Below are 14,564 nucleotides of genomic sequence, written 5' to 3' on the forward strand. Positions count from 1 at the left end.
CGTCAATGGCTATGGGTGCTTAGATGGGGCGGGGGGCAACAGGTTTCAATGGTAGATGACAGATGCCATCGCGGGGCACGCCCGCTCCCACACCAACCGGTGGGAGCGGGCTTGCCCCGCGATGCAGACTTACTCGCCGAGTTTGTAGGCGATGATGTAGTCGCCCATCTTGGTGCCCAGCGAGCCGTGGCCGCCGGCGACGATCAGTACGTACTGCTTGCCGTCCTTGCCGGTATAGGTCATCGGCGTGGCTTGGCCGCCGGCCGGCAGGCGGGCGCTCCACAGCTCTTTGCCGTTGCTCACGTCATAGGCGCGCAGGTACTGGTCCAGCGTGCCGCTGAGGAACCCTACGCCACCTGCGGTGACAATCGAACCGCCCATGCTCGGCACGCCAACCGGCAGGCCGATCGGCACTGGCGTGCTGTCACGGGTGGTGCCGTTCTTGTGCTTCCACACCACCTTGTTGGTGAACAGGTCGATGGCGGCCACATAACCCCAGGCCGGGGCCTGGCACGGTACGCCCAGCGGCGACATGAACGGGTGCATGATCACCGCGTACGGTGCGCCGGTGTTGGGCTGCACGCCGCTGGTCTCGCTTTCGCGCTTGCTGCCTGCGGCAACTTGCTCGCGTGGCACCATCTTCGACACGAAGGCCATGTAGTTGGGCGAGGTGAACAGCAGCTGGCGCACCGGGTCGACTGAAACGCCGCCCCAGTTGAACACCCCGACGTTGCCTGGGTAGATCAGGCTGCCCTGTTCGGACGGCGGGGTGTACTGGCCTTCGTAACGCAGCTCGCGGAACTGGATGCGGCAGATCAGTTGGTCGAACGGCGTAGCGCCCCACATGGCCTGTTCGGTCAGCTCAGGGCCCAGCAGGTTCAGGTCGGAACGGGCCTGGGTCGGCGCGGTGTGGTCGCCCTTGACGGCGCCCTGTGGCACCGGGATCTCATGGATCGGCACGATCGGGGTGCCGTCGCGGCGGTCCAACACGTACAGGCTGCCCTGTTTGGTCGGCACGATCACGGCGGGTTTGACGCCATCGTCGGTCTTCAGGTGCACCAATGTTGGCTGGCTACCAACGTCCATGTCCCACAGGTCGTGGTGGGTGAACTGGTAGTTCCAGCGCACCTTGCCCGTGGCCAGGTCCAGGGCGACTACGCCTGCGCTGTACTTCTCGGCGCCTGGGGTGCGGTCGGCGCCCCACTGGTCGGGGGTCTGGTTGCCCAAAGGCAGGTAGACCATGCCCAGCTCTTCGTCGACGCTTGCCAGCGACCACATGTTGGCCGAGTTGCGGCTGTACTGCTTGCCGTCGGCCAGCGGCTTGGTGTCGTCCGGGTTGTTGCTGTCCCAGTTCCATACCAGGCGGCCGTCGTGCACGTCATAGGCGCGGATCACGCCGGATGGCTCGTTGGTCGACTCGTTGTCGGTAACGTGGCCGCCGATGATCACCAGGTCGCGGGTGATTGCCGCAGGCGAGGTGGAGTAGTAACCCCCCGCGGTGAACGGGCCGATGCCGCGGGTCAGGTCGATCTGGCCCTGGTTGGCGAAGCCTTCGCAAACCTTGCCGTTATCGGCATTGATGGCGATCAGGCGGGCGTCGGCGGTGGGCAGGTACAGGCGGCGTGGGCAGGCTTGGGCCACGGCCTGGCCGGCGTCGCTGATTTTCGGTGCCGGGCTGCCGTCGCGGCTGATGTAGCTGTTCTCGTCATAGAACGAGACGCCACGGCAGGTCATGTGGGCAAAACCCTTGAAGGTCTTGGTGGGGCTGGTGATCTGCGGGTCTAAACGCCAGATCTCGGCACCGGTGTCCGGGTCCAGCGCCAGCACTCGGCCATGTGGCGTGCACGCGTAGAGCATGCCGTTGGCCTTGAGCGGGGTGTTTTCGTTGGTCAGCTCGACCGGGTCGTTGTCGGTCGGCAGGTCACCGGTGCGGATGCGCCAGGCTTCGGTGAGCTGGTAGGCGTTCTGCGGGGTGATCTGGCGCAGCGGCGAGTAGCGGTCGCCGTGTTCGCTGCGCCCGTAGGCCTGCCAGTCGCCATCGGGCATGGCCGGTGCGGCACTGGCCATTTCGCTGCTGTCACGGGTGAACTGGCCGTGAATCTCGCCTGGGTGGGTGAACTGGCTGCCAATGGCGCTGGCGCCGGAGGCCACCACTGCAAGGCCGAGCAGTGCCGTATTGACCGTTGCTGCCGGGCCGCTGAGCGGGCGCCGTGCCCAGGGCAGCAGCAGGACCACGCCGAGGGCAAACCAGATGGCCAGGCGTGGCACCAATTGCCACCAGTCCAGGCCGACTTCCATCAGGGCCCACACTGTGCTGCCCAGCAGCACCAGGCCATACAGGCCCAGGGCGATGCGGCGCAGCGCCAGCAACAGCACGCCGGACAGGGCAAAGCCGATGCCTGCGATGAGGTAGTAGAGCGAGCCGCCCAGTTGGCTCAGTTTGATGCCGCCGGCCAACAGGGCCAGGCCCATCAGCAACAGCAGCACGCCCATCAGCCGGGGTAGCCAGCGGGTTCCAGTCTCGGCACCGTCAGTGCTCATGTCAGGTTCTCCGTGTAAGTGAAAGTGTCAGGTCAGAAAGTGCTTTGAATCTTCAGGCCGCCGATCAGCGCGTCATCGACCCGCGACACCCCGCCCGGATGGCGGATGTACTGCAGGTTCGGGCGCACGGTCAGCCAGTCGGCCAGGTGAACGCCGTAATACAGTTCGGCGCTGTATTCGGTGTCCTGCACCGGCAGGAAACCGGGGTTGTCGTAGTCGTCCAGGCCCGCGGCCTGGTTGCTGAGGCGGGCGTTCTTGCGGTACCCGGGGTTGACGTGCACGCGGGCAAGGGCGAAACCGATGTCGTCCTTGGCACGGGCATCGAAGGGCCCTTTGTAAACCACACCAGCCTGCACATAGTTGTCGATGGCATTGGTCTTCTTGTCATGCAACGTGGCATTGGCGAACAGGCTCAGGCCGCGCGAGGCGTCGGACGCCTGGGCGGTGACCTGCTGCTGGGCGCCCAGCCACAACCCATGCTTGCTCGAGCTGCTGCGGTAGGCGGCGCCACTGATTGCCGCAGGCTGGCCATTGCTGTCCTTGAGAACATCCTGTGCCTTGGCATTACTGTAGTAGTAGCCGGCGCGATATTCCCCTTCAAGGCCATTGACCCGCGGGCTCCACACCAGTTCGATCGGCATCACGGCGCCTTGCGTGCCACTGCCGCTGAGTTTGAAGCCGTTGCCGGATTCAAGGTTGGAGGGGTTCTGCTCGAACACCCCAACCTGTGCGTAAAGCTGATCGTTGAGGTTGTAGCGCACGCGCAGCGCCCACTGGCTGACCGGCCAGTTGTACCAGATGCCGCCCACCCAGTTGCCCACCTGCGAGCCGCAGAACGCCAGGTTCTGGAAGTCGCACGGGAAACTGTTGAAGTCCTCGCCTTCGCCGAAACGGCCGAATTTCACATCCAGTGCGCCGTCGAAGTATTTCTGCTTGATCCACATCTGGGTCAGCCGCCAGGTTTCGCCGCGGCCCCAGACTTCCTGGGCCGAGGTGAACCCGCCGACCCGTGGGTCGTTGATGCGGTCGTTGCTGATGTTGTCGCCGTGGCGCTCGGTCACGGTGAGCTGGAACTCGGTGTCGTGCCAGCCGAGGATCTTCTCCAGGTCCATGTGCGCGCCCAGGGTGAACTGGTCGCTGTAGCGCGCTGCGCGGTCGTGGCTGTAGCCGCCGTGCAGGTTGCTGCCCATTTCGCCGGTGTAGCCGAGGGTGAAGTCGTAGCCTTTTTCCAGCAACTCGGTGCGGGTGCCGCCCCAGTCGCCGAGCATCCACGGGGAGTCGTTGGCAAACATTTCGGCAGCGTTGGCGATGAGTGGCGAGCCCACCAGGGCGGCCAAGGCGCAATAACGAACAACAGGCAGTTGGAGCATGAGATAGCGCTATCTTTAATTTATCGAAGGAACGGCAAACCCTTCGAAGCAGGAATACTTCGAGGGTTATGGCAGCAAAGGTGTCTAGATGAAGCGTTTCAGCTTGCGGCGGGAGAATATAGGGGAATTTGTAAGAAAAAAAGACAAAATGTCGCAGGGGATTGTTGCGGGTGGTGTAACAGTCCTGCATCCATCGCGGCGCGGGTCAGGCCATGCCACGGGTGGATAGTGGCTTCATCGCGGTACAAGCCCGCTCCCACCCTGTTCTCGGGGGCCATGTGCCTGCCACTGGCCTCTACACTGGTGTAAGGTGCGCACCTTCACGAACCTGGAGCACTGGCATGAGCACGGCCCAACACAATGCGCTGCACGGCAAGACCCTCGAGCAGATCCTCACCGAGCTGGTGGCGCACTACCAATGGCAGGGCCTGGCCGAGCGTGTCGATATCCGCTGCTTCAAGAGCGACCCGAGCATCAAGTCGAGCCTGACCTTCCTGCGCAAAACCCCGTGGGCCCGTGAGAAAGTCGAGCACCTGTACCTCAAGTTGCAGCGCAAAGGCTGATGCCGCAGCGCCCATGGCTGGCCGTGGCTGCCGTACTTGGCTGGACGGGCCTGGCGATTCAGATGTACCTGGTGCTGTGGGCGCGCTGGCAGGAACAGGCCAGCCTCATCGGCGGGCTGGTCAACTTGTTCTGTTTTTTTACCGTGCTCAGCAACACCTTGGTGGCCACGGTGCTGACCCATGCGGCGTTTGGCCGTGAGTCACGTGCGCGGCGCTGGTTTCTGTCGCCTGCGGTCAGCAGCTGCATCGCCACCAGTATCGTGCTGGTGGCGCTGGCCTACAGCGTGCTGCTGCGCCACTTGTGGCACCCCGAGGGCTGGCAGTGGCTGGCAGACGAGTTGCTGCACGACGTAATGCCGCTGGTGTTCGCGGTGTACTGGTGGTGCGAGGTGCCGAAGGGGCAGTTGCGCGTTTGGCACCTGGCTGCTTGGGCGCTGTACCCGGCGGGCTACTTTGCCTTGGTGCTGCTGCGCGGGCATGAGATCGGGGTGTATCCCTATCCGTTCGTGGATGTGGCGCAACTGGGCTATGGGCAGGCAATGCTCAATGCACTTGGCGTGCTTGCGGGGTTCTGGGGGATTGGGCTGGTGCTGCTGGGTGTGGACCGCTGGCGCGCTGGGCGATGATTGTTCAGGCCCTTTACAAGGCTGGCGCGGTCTCTTGTAGGAGCGGCCTTGTGTCGCGAATGGGCTGCAAAGCAGCCCCCAGGATCTCGCCCTCATGCAAAACCGCCGGGGCCGCTACGCGGCCCTTTCGCGACACAAGGCCGCTCCTACAAAGGCGCGTGGTTTGGGGGGCAGGTGGAGACAGCCTGCGATAGCGGCATCAATCGTCGTCCGCCGTACCCTCAGCCCGCCAGTAGGCGGCGGCTTTCAATGCATCCTCCTGCACGCCTTTATCCAGCAGCAGCGCCTTGGCTTGGCGGGTCAGCGACTTTTCCAACGCTACCCAGCTGTACAGCCGCCCTTGCGGCAGGCTCAAGCCACTGACCACCTGCAGAAGGTCCTGCTGATGCCGGAGTACCCAGGTCACCTCCACCTGCGCCTGGCTGGCCAGCATCTGGCGCTCCTGGTCGTCTTCGATCTGGATCACCGCCACCACCCGGCGCCCTGCAGGCAATGCTTCCAGGCGCCGGGCGATGGCCGGGATCGCCGTTTCATCGCCAATCAACAAATAGCTGTCGAAAATATCCGGAACCACCAGCGACGCTCTCGGCCCCGCGATATTCAGCGTTTGCCCAGGTGTCGCCTGCGCAGCCCAGGTGGACGCAGGGCCGTCGCCATGCAGCACGAAGTCGATATCCAGCTCCAGGTTGACCAGGTCGATGCGCCGCGGCGTGTACTCGCGCATGGTTGGCCGGGCGCCGTCGCGGTTCAGCTCGCGCGCATCGATGGCGTGTTGCTGCTCAGCCGTGGTGGCGAACAGCAGCTTGATGTGGTCGTCCGTGCCCAGGCTGCTGAAGCCGGCAAGCTCGGCGCCGCCCAAGGTAATGCGGCGCATGCGCGGGGTCAGCTCGGTGACCCGCAGCACTACCAAGCGGCGCTGGCGGATTTGATGGTTGACGCGGTGAATGCTGTCGCTCATGGCGTGTACTCCGTAATGGCGGGCCCAGCGGCGATGGCCTTGGCGGTGTCGTTGAGCAGGGTGCTGACCCGCGCGATCTCCTCCGGCGTCCAGTGGCCGCTGTGCATGTGCAAGGCGTGGCGCAGGTTGCCGACCGCCTGGTGAATTTCGGCGGGGCGGTCGTGGCCGCGCAGCGCGCGCTTGCTGACCTCGATACGCATGCGTACGCCGTCGAGGGCGACCGCCTGTTCGGTCAAGGCGTTGCGGCCGGCCTCGGTGATGGCATAAAGGCGTTTGCTGCCCTGCACCTGGCCGCTGATCAGCTCGGCTTCTTCGAGGTAATTGAGGGTTGGGTAGATCACCCCAGGGCTCGGGCTGTAGCTGCCGTCGAAGAGGTTTTCGATCTGGCGGATCAGGTCGTAGCCATGGCCAGCCTGGCTGGCCAGCATCGACAGGATCAACAGTTTCAGGTCACCGGGGGCAAACACCCGAGGGCCGCGCTCGCCCCGGACGGGGCGGCGTTCAAAAGGGTCATGGTCACGCATGGCGCTGGGGCTCCGTGTGTTTCGATATATCGCAAGATATTACTCAAGATATATCGTATGACAAGCCCTCAAATGCAGATGATTATCATCTAATTGGCCGATAGGTCATGCCCGCCCACGGGCACCATGGCGACTTGCGGCGCCTTGCAGGCGTTCGGGTTACCGGGTTCCAAGTACGGCATCAGGATCGGCGCCATGCCCTTGAGCACCTGCACCGGCAACGCCGAGGTGAAGGTGAAGGCTTCGGCCGAGCGCCCGGAGACGAACGCGGTAAGGGTGCCGAAGTGGTTGTCGCCCAGGTAGAACACAAAGGTGGCAGTGCGGTTGAGCGAGCGCGAACCGAGCAACCGGCCGCCGGCGCCGTAGCTGGCGATACGGTTGTCGCCGGTGCCGGTCTTGCCGCCCATCACCAGCGCGGTGCCGTCCTGCAGCTTGAAGCTGCCGGAGATACGCCGCGCAGTACCGGCATCGACCACTTGCGACATGGCGCCTTTGAGCGCCCGCGCAACTTCTACCGGGAGGATCCGCTGGCCGCGGTCCGGGTCGCTGATCAACTGGGTTTCAAACGGGGTGCCTTGGGCAAAATGCAGGGTGTCGATGCGCAGGGTCGGCAGGCGCACGCCGTCGTTCTGGATGATCCCGACCAGCTCCGAGAGCGCCGCCGGGCGGTCGCCGGAGCTGCCGATGGCGGTCGCCAGCGACGGCACCAGGTGGTCGAACGGGTAGCCGACGCGCTTCCAGCGCTGGTGAATATCAGTGAACGCCTCGATTTCCACCATGGTGCGGATGCGGCTGTCACGGGCGCCCTGATGGCGGCTCTTGAACAGCCAGCCATACACTTCCTGGCGCTCGAAACGGCTGGCGTTGAGGGTGTCCCTCAGCGAAGCCCCCGGGTTTTTCAGCAGGTAGCCGAGCATCCACAGGTCCAGCGGGTGCACCTTGGCGATATAGCCTTGGTCGGGCAGGTCGTACTTGCCCGGGCCGTAGGCTGCGTACATCTCGACCAGGCGGCTGTCGGTGAGCTTGGCCATGGCCTGCTTGTCGCCCTTGCTGTGGGCGCGCACGAAGGCGTTGAAGGTTTCCTGGCTGGCTTCCGGGAACAGGTAGCGGTGCACCGCCGCCAGGCGCTGCGGGGTCACGCGCAGGCTGTCGAGGAAGGTGTCCAGGCGCTGCTGCGAGGTCTTGCGCTGGTATTTTTTCCAGAACCGCATCATGTAGTTGGTGCCTTCGCGGTCGGCGAAGCGCGCCAGGTATTCCTGGCGGCGCGGGTCGCCATCGTCGCGCAGCAGCGGTTCGCGGTTGTACGGCTGCTGGTAGGTCACATAGCGCACGATGTCGCGCATCAGGCGAATGAACGGCAGGTTGATCGACTCGCGCAGGGCATCCTTGAGGGTTGGGTTGCGGCTGTTGTCTTCCTTGCGGAAGTTGTTGAACACATGCATGCCGCCGCCGGTGAAGAACGCCTCGCCGGTATTGGCCGAATACTTGCGCTCAAGCGCAGCATCGAGCATGGCATCCAGGCTTTGGTTCTTGCTGTTTTGCGCAAGCCACTCCAGCGACCACTGGGTCAGCCGGTCGAGTTCGGCTACGGGCACTTTTTTAAGCTCGGCGGGGGGCATGCCTGCGTACTTGTCGTGCAGCTCGGCGATGATTTCCAGGTAGGTGGTGAGCACCCGCAGCTTGGCGGTAGAACCCAGCTCCAGCTTGCTGCCTTCGTTGATGTCGAACGGCTGGTCGGTGCTGTCGGTCTGCACCCGCACCCGCGAGCCGTCGGCGGTGCGCTCGAACAGGGTAAAGCTGTAGCTCACCTGGTCGGTGGTCTTGCTGGTCAGCAGGCGCTCGCCGATCAGCCCCAGTTGCGCGGCGAAGGCCGGGTCGGAGAGGTTTTTCAGGTATTGGCTGACTTGCAGTTGCAGGTCGGCCTGCAGCGTACTGGTGGCCGACAGGTCGAGGCGGTCGAGGTCGTACAGCGGGCGGTTGAGCATCGCCGCCAGGCGGTTGCGCGCAAGGCTGATGCCCTTGTTGGTGATGATCGGCACGATGGTCGGCTGCGCCACCCAGTCGCGGTACACCGCCTTGCTGGCCAGTGCTGCATCGGCCAGCGGGCGGTCGATGACGCTGGCGCCTGCCAGCACGCGGATGTGCGAGTCGGTGAGTTCGGCAAGCTCGATACGGCCTTTGGACAGGTAATAGGAAGGCCGGCGCTGGGCGATCATCAGCGACAGCACCTGGCGCAGGGCCAGGCCGCGCTGGGCCAGGCTTTGCTCATCGGGTGCGGTCGAGTTGAGCGCCCGGTTCACCTGGTCGAAGTCGGCGCCGTACCACACCCGCAGCCCTTCGGCCATGCCATGCACCTCACCGTGGCCGGGTACTGCCGACAGCGGCACGCTGTTGAGGTAGTCACGCACGATACGCTCGCGGGCCAAGGTGGTGTCCGGCCCGCCAAGATAGGCCCGCACGCTGGCCGAGATCATCTGGCGGATTTTTTCGCTGCCCGAGACGGTCAGCCCGTCGGGGGAATGCCGGTACTTTTCCAGCTGCGTGGCCAAGGTACTGCCGCCGGCGGACTGGCCGGGCAGTGCCAGGTACTTGGCAACCTGGCTATAGGCGGCCTTGGCGAAGCGCGGCCAATCCACGGCCGGGTTGTTCTGTGGGTCCTTCGGGTCGAGCAGGTCGCGGTTTTCGATGAACAGCAGGCTGTTGACCACCACCGGCGGGATCGCGGCAAAGTCGGGGTACAGGTGCTGCGGGTAGTTGTACTGGTACAACGCATCGCCACGGCAGTCGGTGATCGACAGCCCTGCCTGGATCTTTTCCACATAGGGCACGAACAGGCCGTGGTCGACGTAGCGCATCAACTCAGGCGAGAAACGCACCTGCTGGTTGATCAGGTAGTCGCGCTTGAGCAGCCGTGGCAAGAATTCGCCCAGGCCGCTGTAGCCCAGGCGCTTGTCGAACGGGCCTTCGCCTGGGTAGACGATGGCGTCGCTTGGGCCGGGTTGCAGGCGGTAGGTGAGGGTACTGGCCAGGCGGCTGAACTCGCGCGACTGCAGGCGCGAGGTCTGGATTTCCTGCCAGGCGGCATAACTCACGGCGATCAGGGCCAGCACCAGCACCAGCAGTATCAGCCGCCACCACAGACGACGCTGGCGGGGCTGGATTGGCGGGGGAGTTTCAGCCTGGGGTGCGTTGGGTGCTTCCGTTCTGGTCTGTTCCGATTGCCACAGTGCGCCCATAGTCTTGAGTCCGGCCAGGTATTATCGTCTTGCTTGCCTGAAGCTTAGACGGTGGGCTGGCGTGGTGAAAAATTTGTGGCGCAGGGTTTGTACCAAGCCAATTGCCTGTGTTTTTAGGCTGGCCTGTACCGGCCTCATCGCAGGCTGGCGCCAGCTCCCACAGAGACCGCCACAACTTTGGTATTGGAGGCTGGCTCAGATCCTGTGGGAGCTGGCGCCAGCCTGCGATGGCCTGCAGCGCAGGCCGGCTAGCTCAGGCCGCCACTTCGCTATGTGGCTCGAAACTGTCGGCCCGCGCCAATTGCCACATGCGCGAATAGAACTGCCCGTCGACCTCGCCAGTCAGCAGTTCGCCCGGCTTGAGGAACACGTGCATCTGCGAGAACAGCTTGATCTCGGTGGCAGAAATGCGCCGCACCAAGTGCTTGGCCTCCAGCTGCGCCGGGTGCTCAAGCCCGGCAGCTGCGAGCATTTCGGCCAATGCGCGCAAGGTGTTGTGGTGGAAGTTGAACACCCGCTGCGCCTTGTCCGGCACCACCAGTGCACGCTGGCGCAGGGCGTCCTGGGTGGCGACGCCGGTTGGGCATTTGTTGGTGTGGCAGCTCTGCGACTGAATGCAGCCGATGGCGAACATGAAGCCGCGCGCCGAGTTGGCCCAGTCGGCGCCAATGGCCAGCACGCTGGCAATGTCGAAAGCGCTGACGATCTTGCCGCTGGCGCCAAGCTTGATCTTGTCGCGCAGGTTCAGCCCGACCAAGGTGTTGTGCACGAACAATAGCCCTTCGCGCAGCGGCACGCCCATGTGGTCGGTGAACTCCACCGGCGCCGCCCCCGTACCGCCCTCGGTGCCATCGACGACGATGAAGTCCGGCAGGAGGCCGGTCTCAAGCATGGCCTTGGCAATGCCCATGAACTCCCACGGGTGGCCCAGGCAGAACTTGAAGCCCACCGGCTTGCCGCCGGATAATTCGCGCAGCTGGGCAATGAACTGCATCAGCTCGATGGGGGTGGAGAAGGCGCTGTGGCGCGATGGCGAGATGCAGTCCTCGCCCATGACGATGCCGCGGGTCTCGGCAATTTCCTCGGTGACCTTGTGCTTGGGCAAGATGCCGCCATGGCCCGGCTTGGCGCCCTGGCTCATCTTGATCTCGATCATGCGCACTTGCGGGTTTTGCGCCTGGGCGGCGAAGCGCTCAGGGTCGAAGCGCCCGTCCGGGGTGCGGCAGCCGAAATAGCCACTGCCCAGCTCCCAGGTCAGGTCGCCGCCATGTTCGCGGTGGTACGGGCTGATGCTGCCTTCGCCGGTGTCATGTGCAAAATTGCCCAGCTTGGCGCCCTGGTTGAGCGCGCGAATGGCGTTGGCGCTGAGCGAGCCGAAGCTCATCGCCGAAATATTGAAGATCGACGCCGAGTACGGCTGGGTGCACTGCGGCCCGCCCACCACCACGCGAAAACTGGCGGGGTCGGACAACGGCGCCGGGCGCATGGAGTGGCCGATGAACTCGAAGCCTGACTGGTAGACGTCGATCAGGGTGCCGAAGGGTTTGTCCGAGGCTTCGTTCTTGGCGCGTGCGTACACCAGCGAGCGCTGCGCACGGGAGAAGGGCAGGGCGTCGCTGTCGGATTCGAGCAGGTACTGGCGGATTTCCGGGCGGATGCCTTCGACCAGGTAGCGGATATTGCCCAGGATCGGGTAGTTGCGGCGTACCGCATGACGCGGCTGCAACAGGTCGAACACCCCGATCAGGCTGAGCACCCCGGTGGTCAGGGTGAACGGCCACAGCCATTCGTGGTGCAGAAACGGCAGGCTGGCCAAAGTGAACAGCACACAGGCGGCAAAAAAGGCGTAGCGACTGAGAAGTGACAGGCTCATACGGGGTCCTTGCGGATGACTCGGTCAGGCTCGGGGCCTGAGGCAAACGCCGACCATAGCCCGGTTCGGCGGCACTTAGCCACCCTGGAACGGCGCGCCAGAAACGAAAATTCGGGTATCGAAAATCATTCGCGCCAGTGTGCCGCGATGGGCAGCAAGCCATTCACGCCGGGCTGCGTTATTCTCGCCCGCTCATTTATTTGCGAGCCTGCCCATGTCCAACATCATTCGCATTGCCGCTGCGCTGCTTGTCGACCCGCAGGGGCGCACGCTGCTGGTACGCAAGCGCGGCACCGAGGCGTTCATGCAGCCGGGCGGCAAGATCGATGCCGGTGAAACGCCGGCCGCTGCGCTGGCGCGTGAGCTGCACGAAGAGCTGGGCCTGCGCATCGACCCGGCCCAGGCGGTGCACCTGGGCTGTTTCAGCGCGCCTGCGGCCAACGAGCCGGGCTGTGTGGTGCAGGCCGAGCTGTTTCGCGTGGGCTGCGCAGAGCCGGTGGCGCCGGCGGCTGAAATCGAGGAAGTGCTGTGGCTTGCCGCTAGCGCCACCGCTGCCATCAACCTGGCACCGCTGACCCGCGACCTGATCCTGCCGCTGTGGCGCGAAGGCCTCAACGCACCGCGCTGACGCCATCGAGGGTGGCGAACGAGGTGTCTTTGGCCGTGAGCAGAAAGTCGCGCATGTAGGGGGCATCGAGCATGTCGGTGCGCACCCCGGCGTACAGCGTGGCGAACAGGCCTTTCTCACCCAGGCGCTTGCCTTTGACGTAGCCGCGCGAGCTGTACTCGTGCAGCGCCCAGTGCGGCATGCCGCAGACGCCACGGCCGCTGGCGACCAGTTGCATCATCATCACGGTCAGTTCCGAGGTGCGCACCGCGGCCGGCTCGATGTCTGCCGGCTCCAGAAAGCGGGTGAAGATGTCCAAGCGGTCGCGTTCCACCGGGTAGGTGATCAAGGTCTGGTCCAGCAGGTCCTGCGGCACTACGAAAGGCTTGGCGGCCAGCGGGTGCTGGTTGGCCACGGCGAGCATGGCCTCGTAGGTGAACAGCGGCACGTAGGTGATGCCGGCCAGGTCCAGCGGGTCGGAGGTCACCACCAGGTCGAGGTCGCCACGCGCCAGGGCGGGTAGCGGCGCGAAGGCGAAACCTGAGGCAAGGTCGAGTTCGACTTCAGGCCAGGCATCGCGGAACTGGTCGATGGTCGGCATCAGCCACTGGAAGCAGCTGTGGCATTCGATAGCCATGTGCAAACGCCCGGCGGTGCCCCCGGCCAGGCGGGCGATATCGCGCTCGGCGCCGCGCAGCAGCGGCAGGGTGGCGTCGGCCAGTTGCAACAGGCGCAGGCCGGCGCTGGTAAAGCGCAGCGGCTTGGTCTTGCGCACGAACAGCGGCAGCCCCAGGCGCTCTTCCAGCTCTTTGAACTGGTGCGACAACGCCGATTGGGTCAGGTGCAGGCGCTCGGCGGCCTCCACCAGGCTATCGGCTTCGCGCAGGGCATGAAGGGTTTTCAGGTGGCGGATTTCAAGCACAGTGGCTCCGTGAACGATCTTTGAGGGTAAACACAGCGGTGTTGAGTTTCCCTCATGTTGCCATGGCCTGTCGACCACGACCACTCAGCAGCCTTCACGAAACTGTCACGGTTTTGTGGCAGCGCGACCGAAAGGATTTCATCAGACTCGCGCTCTACTGGGGATCTGCATTCTGGTGTTTCTTTCATGCGGGCTTTACTGCTTTTTCTGTTGCTGTCTTTCAGCGTGCCGGCAAGCTTTGCCGACGACCGCTGTAATCCACAAGTACCGGTGCAACGTGCCGAGCTGGGTGAACTGAGCCTGGTGTACCAAAGCGTTGGCGCGCCGCGCGACCCTGCGTTGCTGCTGGTCATGGGCCTGGGCGGGCAGCTTATCCATTGGCCCGATGACGTGGTCGAGGCCTTGTGCCGCCAGGGTTTTCGGGTAATTCGCTATGACAACCGCGATGTCGGCCTGTCGCGTTGGAACCAGCTACCGGCCAACGCCAACCTGACGCTCGAGCTGCTGCGCTACAAGCTCGGCCTGCCAGTGGCGGCGCCCTACACCCTGACTGACATGGCCGGCGATGGCATCGGCCTGATGGACGCCCTGGGCATTCGGCAGTTTCATGTACTGGGCGTCAGCATGGGCGGCATGATCGCCCAGCACATCGCCGCCATGGCCCCGCAGCGGGTACGTAGCCTGACCTTGGTCATGTCCAGTTCAGGGGCTGCCGGGCTGCCCGCGCCCAGCCCGGCGCTGGTGCAACTGCTGGCCCGGCGCAGTGCGCCAAACCGCGAGGTGGCCATCGAGCAGCAGGCCGACCTGCTGGCAGCGCTGGGCAGCCCGCAGGTCAAGGACGAGCGCGCGAGGTTGCTGCACCAGGCGGCGCAGTCGTATGACCGGGCGTTCAACCCTGATGGCGTCAAGCGCCAGATCATGGCGATCCTCGCCGAGCCCAGCCGGGTGGAGTTGCTCAACCAGCTACGGGTGCCGACGTTGGTGGTGCATGGTACGGCTGATCCGCTGCTACCGGTGATGCATGGCGTGCACCTGGCGGCGCATATCCAGGGCAGCCAGTTGCGGCTTATTCCGGGGCTGGCGCATCGTTTTCAGGAACCGTTCAAGCAGCCGCTGCTGGGGGCAGTGCTGCCGTATTTGCAGGCGCACCGCCAGGATGCGACGCATATCGCCGGGCTTTAGTGCGGCCTATCCTGTTCCGGCCTCATCGCAGGCCCTGCTCAACCGCAACATTGCTGATTGGACCCAATCCTGTGGGAAATGATAGGGAGTTGTGGCGAGCGGGCTTGCCCCGCGTTGGGCTGCGCAGCAGCCCCTTGGGTTTTCAGGGCCGCTGCGCAGCCC

At 64.5% G+C, this 14,564-nt stretch carries 11 protein-coding genes; 4 read left to right on the forward strand and 7 right to left on the reverse strand.

The genetic code is table 11. From position 1 onward, the window contains the following. Positions 1–129 precede the first annotated feature (129 nt). Both HU720_RS15195 and HU720_RS15200 read right to left on the reverse strand, forming a co-directional pair. The gene (locus HU720_RS15195) at positions 130–2,541 is read right to left on the reverse strand and encodes a glucose/quinate/shikimate family membrane-bound PQQ-dependent dehydrogenase (RefSeq protein WP_186520750.1); all 2,412 of its coding nucleotides are present in this window, start codon (positions 2,539–2,541) and stop codon (positions 130–132) included. 32 nt (positions 2,542–2,573) lie between these two features. Next, on the reverse strand, positions 2,574–3,911 hold the full coding sequence (locus HU720_RS15200) for a carbohydrate porin (RefSeq protein WP_186520751.1): 1,338 nt from the start codon (positions 3,909–3,911) through the stop codon (positions 2,574–2,576). Between the two features lie 341 nt (positions 3,912–4,252). Here HU720_RS15200 and HU720_RS15205 point away from each other — a divergent pair, with 341 nt between their 5' ends. Both HU720_RS15205 and HU720_RS15210 read left to right on the forward strand, forming a co-directional pair. Next, the gene (locus HU720_RS15205; protein ID WP_186520752.1) at positions 4,253–4,474 is read left to right on the forward strand and encodes a VF530 family protein; all 222 of its coding nucleotides are present in this window, start codon (positions 4,253–4,255) and stop codon (positions 4,472–4,474) included. After that, positions 4,474–5,100 (forward strand): Pr6Pr family membrane protein, encoded by a 627-nt coding sequence (locus tag HU720_RS15210; protein ID WP_186520753.1) that lies wholly within the window; start codon positions 4,474–4,476, stop codon positions 5,098–5,100. The genes HU720_RS15205 and HU720_RS15210 overlap by 1 nt, the downstream gene beginning before the upstream one ends. 199 nt (positions 5,101–5,299) lie before the next feature. Here HU720_RS15210 and HU720_RS15215 read toward each other — a convergent pair whose 3' ends face one another. From HU720_RS15215 to HU720_RS15230, 4 genes are all read right to left on the reverse strand, one after another. Continuing rightward, a complete protein-coding gene (locus tag HU720_RS15215; RefSeq protein ID WP_186520754.1) occupies positions 5,300–6,058 on the reverse strand; it encodes a siderophore-interacting protein in 759 nt (252 codons plus the stop codon). After that, positions 6,055–6,582 carry a PadR family transcriptional regulator gene (locus tag HU720_RS15220; protein ID WP_186520755.1) on the reverse strand — a complete coding sequence of 176 codons (528 nt, stop codon included), beginning with the start codon at positions 6,580–6,582 and terminating at the stop codon, positions 6,055–6,057. Before HU720_RS15220 ends, HU720_RS15215 begins: the two co-directional genes overlap by 4 nt. An 89-nt stretch (positions 6,583–6,671) precedes the next feature. Then, entirely contained in the window at positions 6,672–9,818 is a 3,147-nt protein-coding gene (locus tag HU720_RS15225) for a transglycosylase domain-containing protein (protein WP_186520756.1), read from the reverse strand. A 253-nt stretch (positions 9,819–10,071) separates the two neighbouring features. Further along, positions 10,072–11,691: an FMN-binding glutamate synthase family protein gene (locus tag HU720_RS15230; RefSeq protein WP_186520757.1), complete on the reverse strand. Its 1,620-nt coding sequence runs from the start codon at positions 11,689–11,691 to the stop codon at positions 10,072–10,074. Between the two features lie 214 nt (positions 11,692–11,905). On the opposite strand from HU720_RS15230, the gene HU720_RS15235 reads away from it, so the two are divergent. Further along, a complete protein-coding gene (locus tag HU720_RS15235) occupies positions 11,906–12,319 on the forward strand; it encodes an NUDIX domain-containing protein (protein ID WP_186520758.1) in 414 nt (137 codons plus the stop codon). Here HU720_RS15235 and metR read toward each other — a convergent pair. Next, complete coding sequence (gene metR / locus HU720_RS15240) at positions 12,303–13,220, reverse strand: transcriptional regulator MetR (RefSeq protein WP_186520759.1); 918 nt, start codon at positions 13,218–13,220, stop codon at positions 12,303–12,305. The two genes, HU720_RS15235 and metR, sit on opposite strands and share 17 nt — an antisense overlap. A gap of 186 nt (positions 13,221–13,406) precedes the next feature. Between metR and HU720_RS15245 the strand changes: the two genes are divergently transcribed. After that, complete coding sequence (locus HU720_RS15245; RefSeq protein WP_186520760.1) at positions 13,407–14,402, forward strand: alpha/beta hydrolase; 996 nt, start codon at positions 13,407–13,409, stop codon at positions 14,400–14,402. The last annotated feature ends 162 nt before the right edge of the window (positions 14,403–14,564 follow it).

Origin of the sequence: Pseudomonas sp. SWRI51 (assembly GCF_014268825.1) — a bacterium.
GTDB lineage: Bacteria > Pseudomonadota > Gammaproteobacteria > Pseudomonadales > Pseudomonadaceae > Aquipseudomonas > Aquipseudomonas farsensis.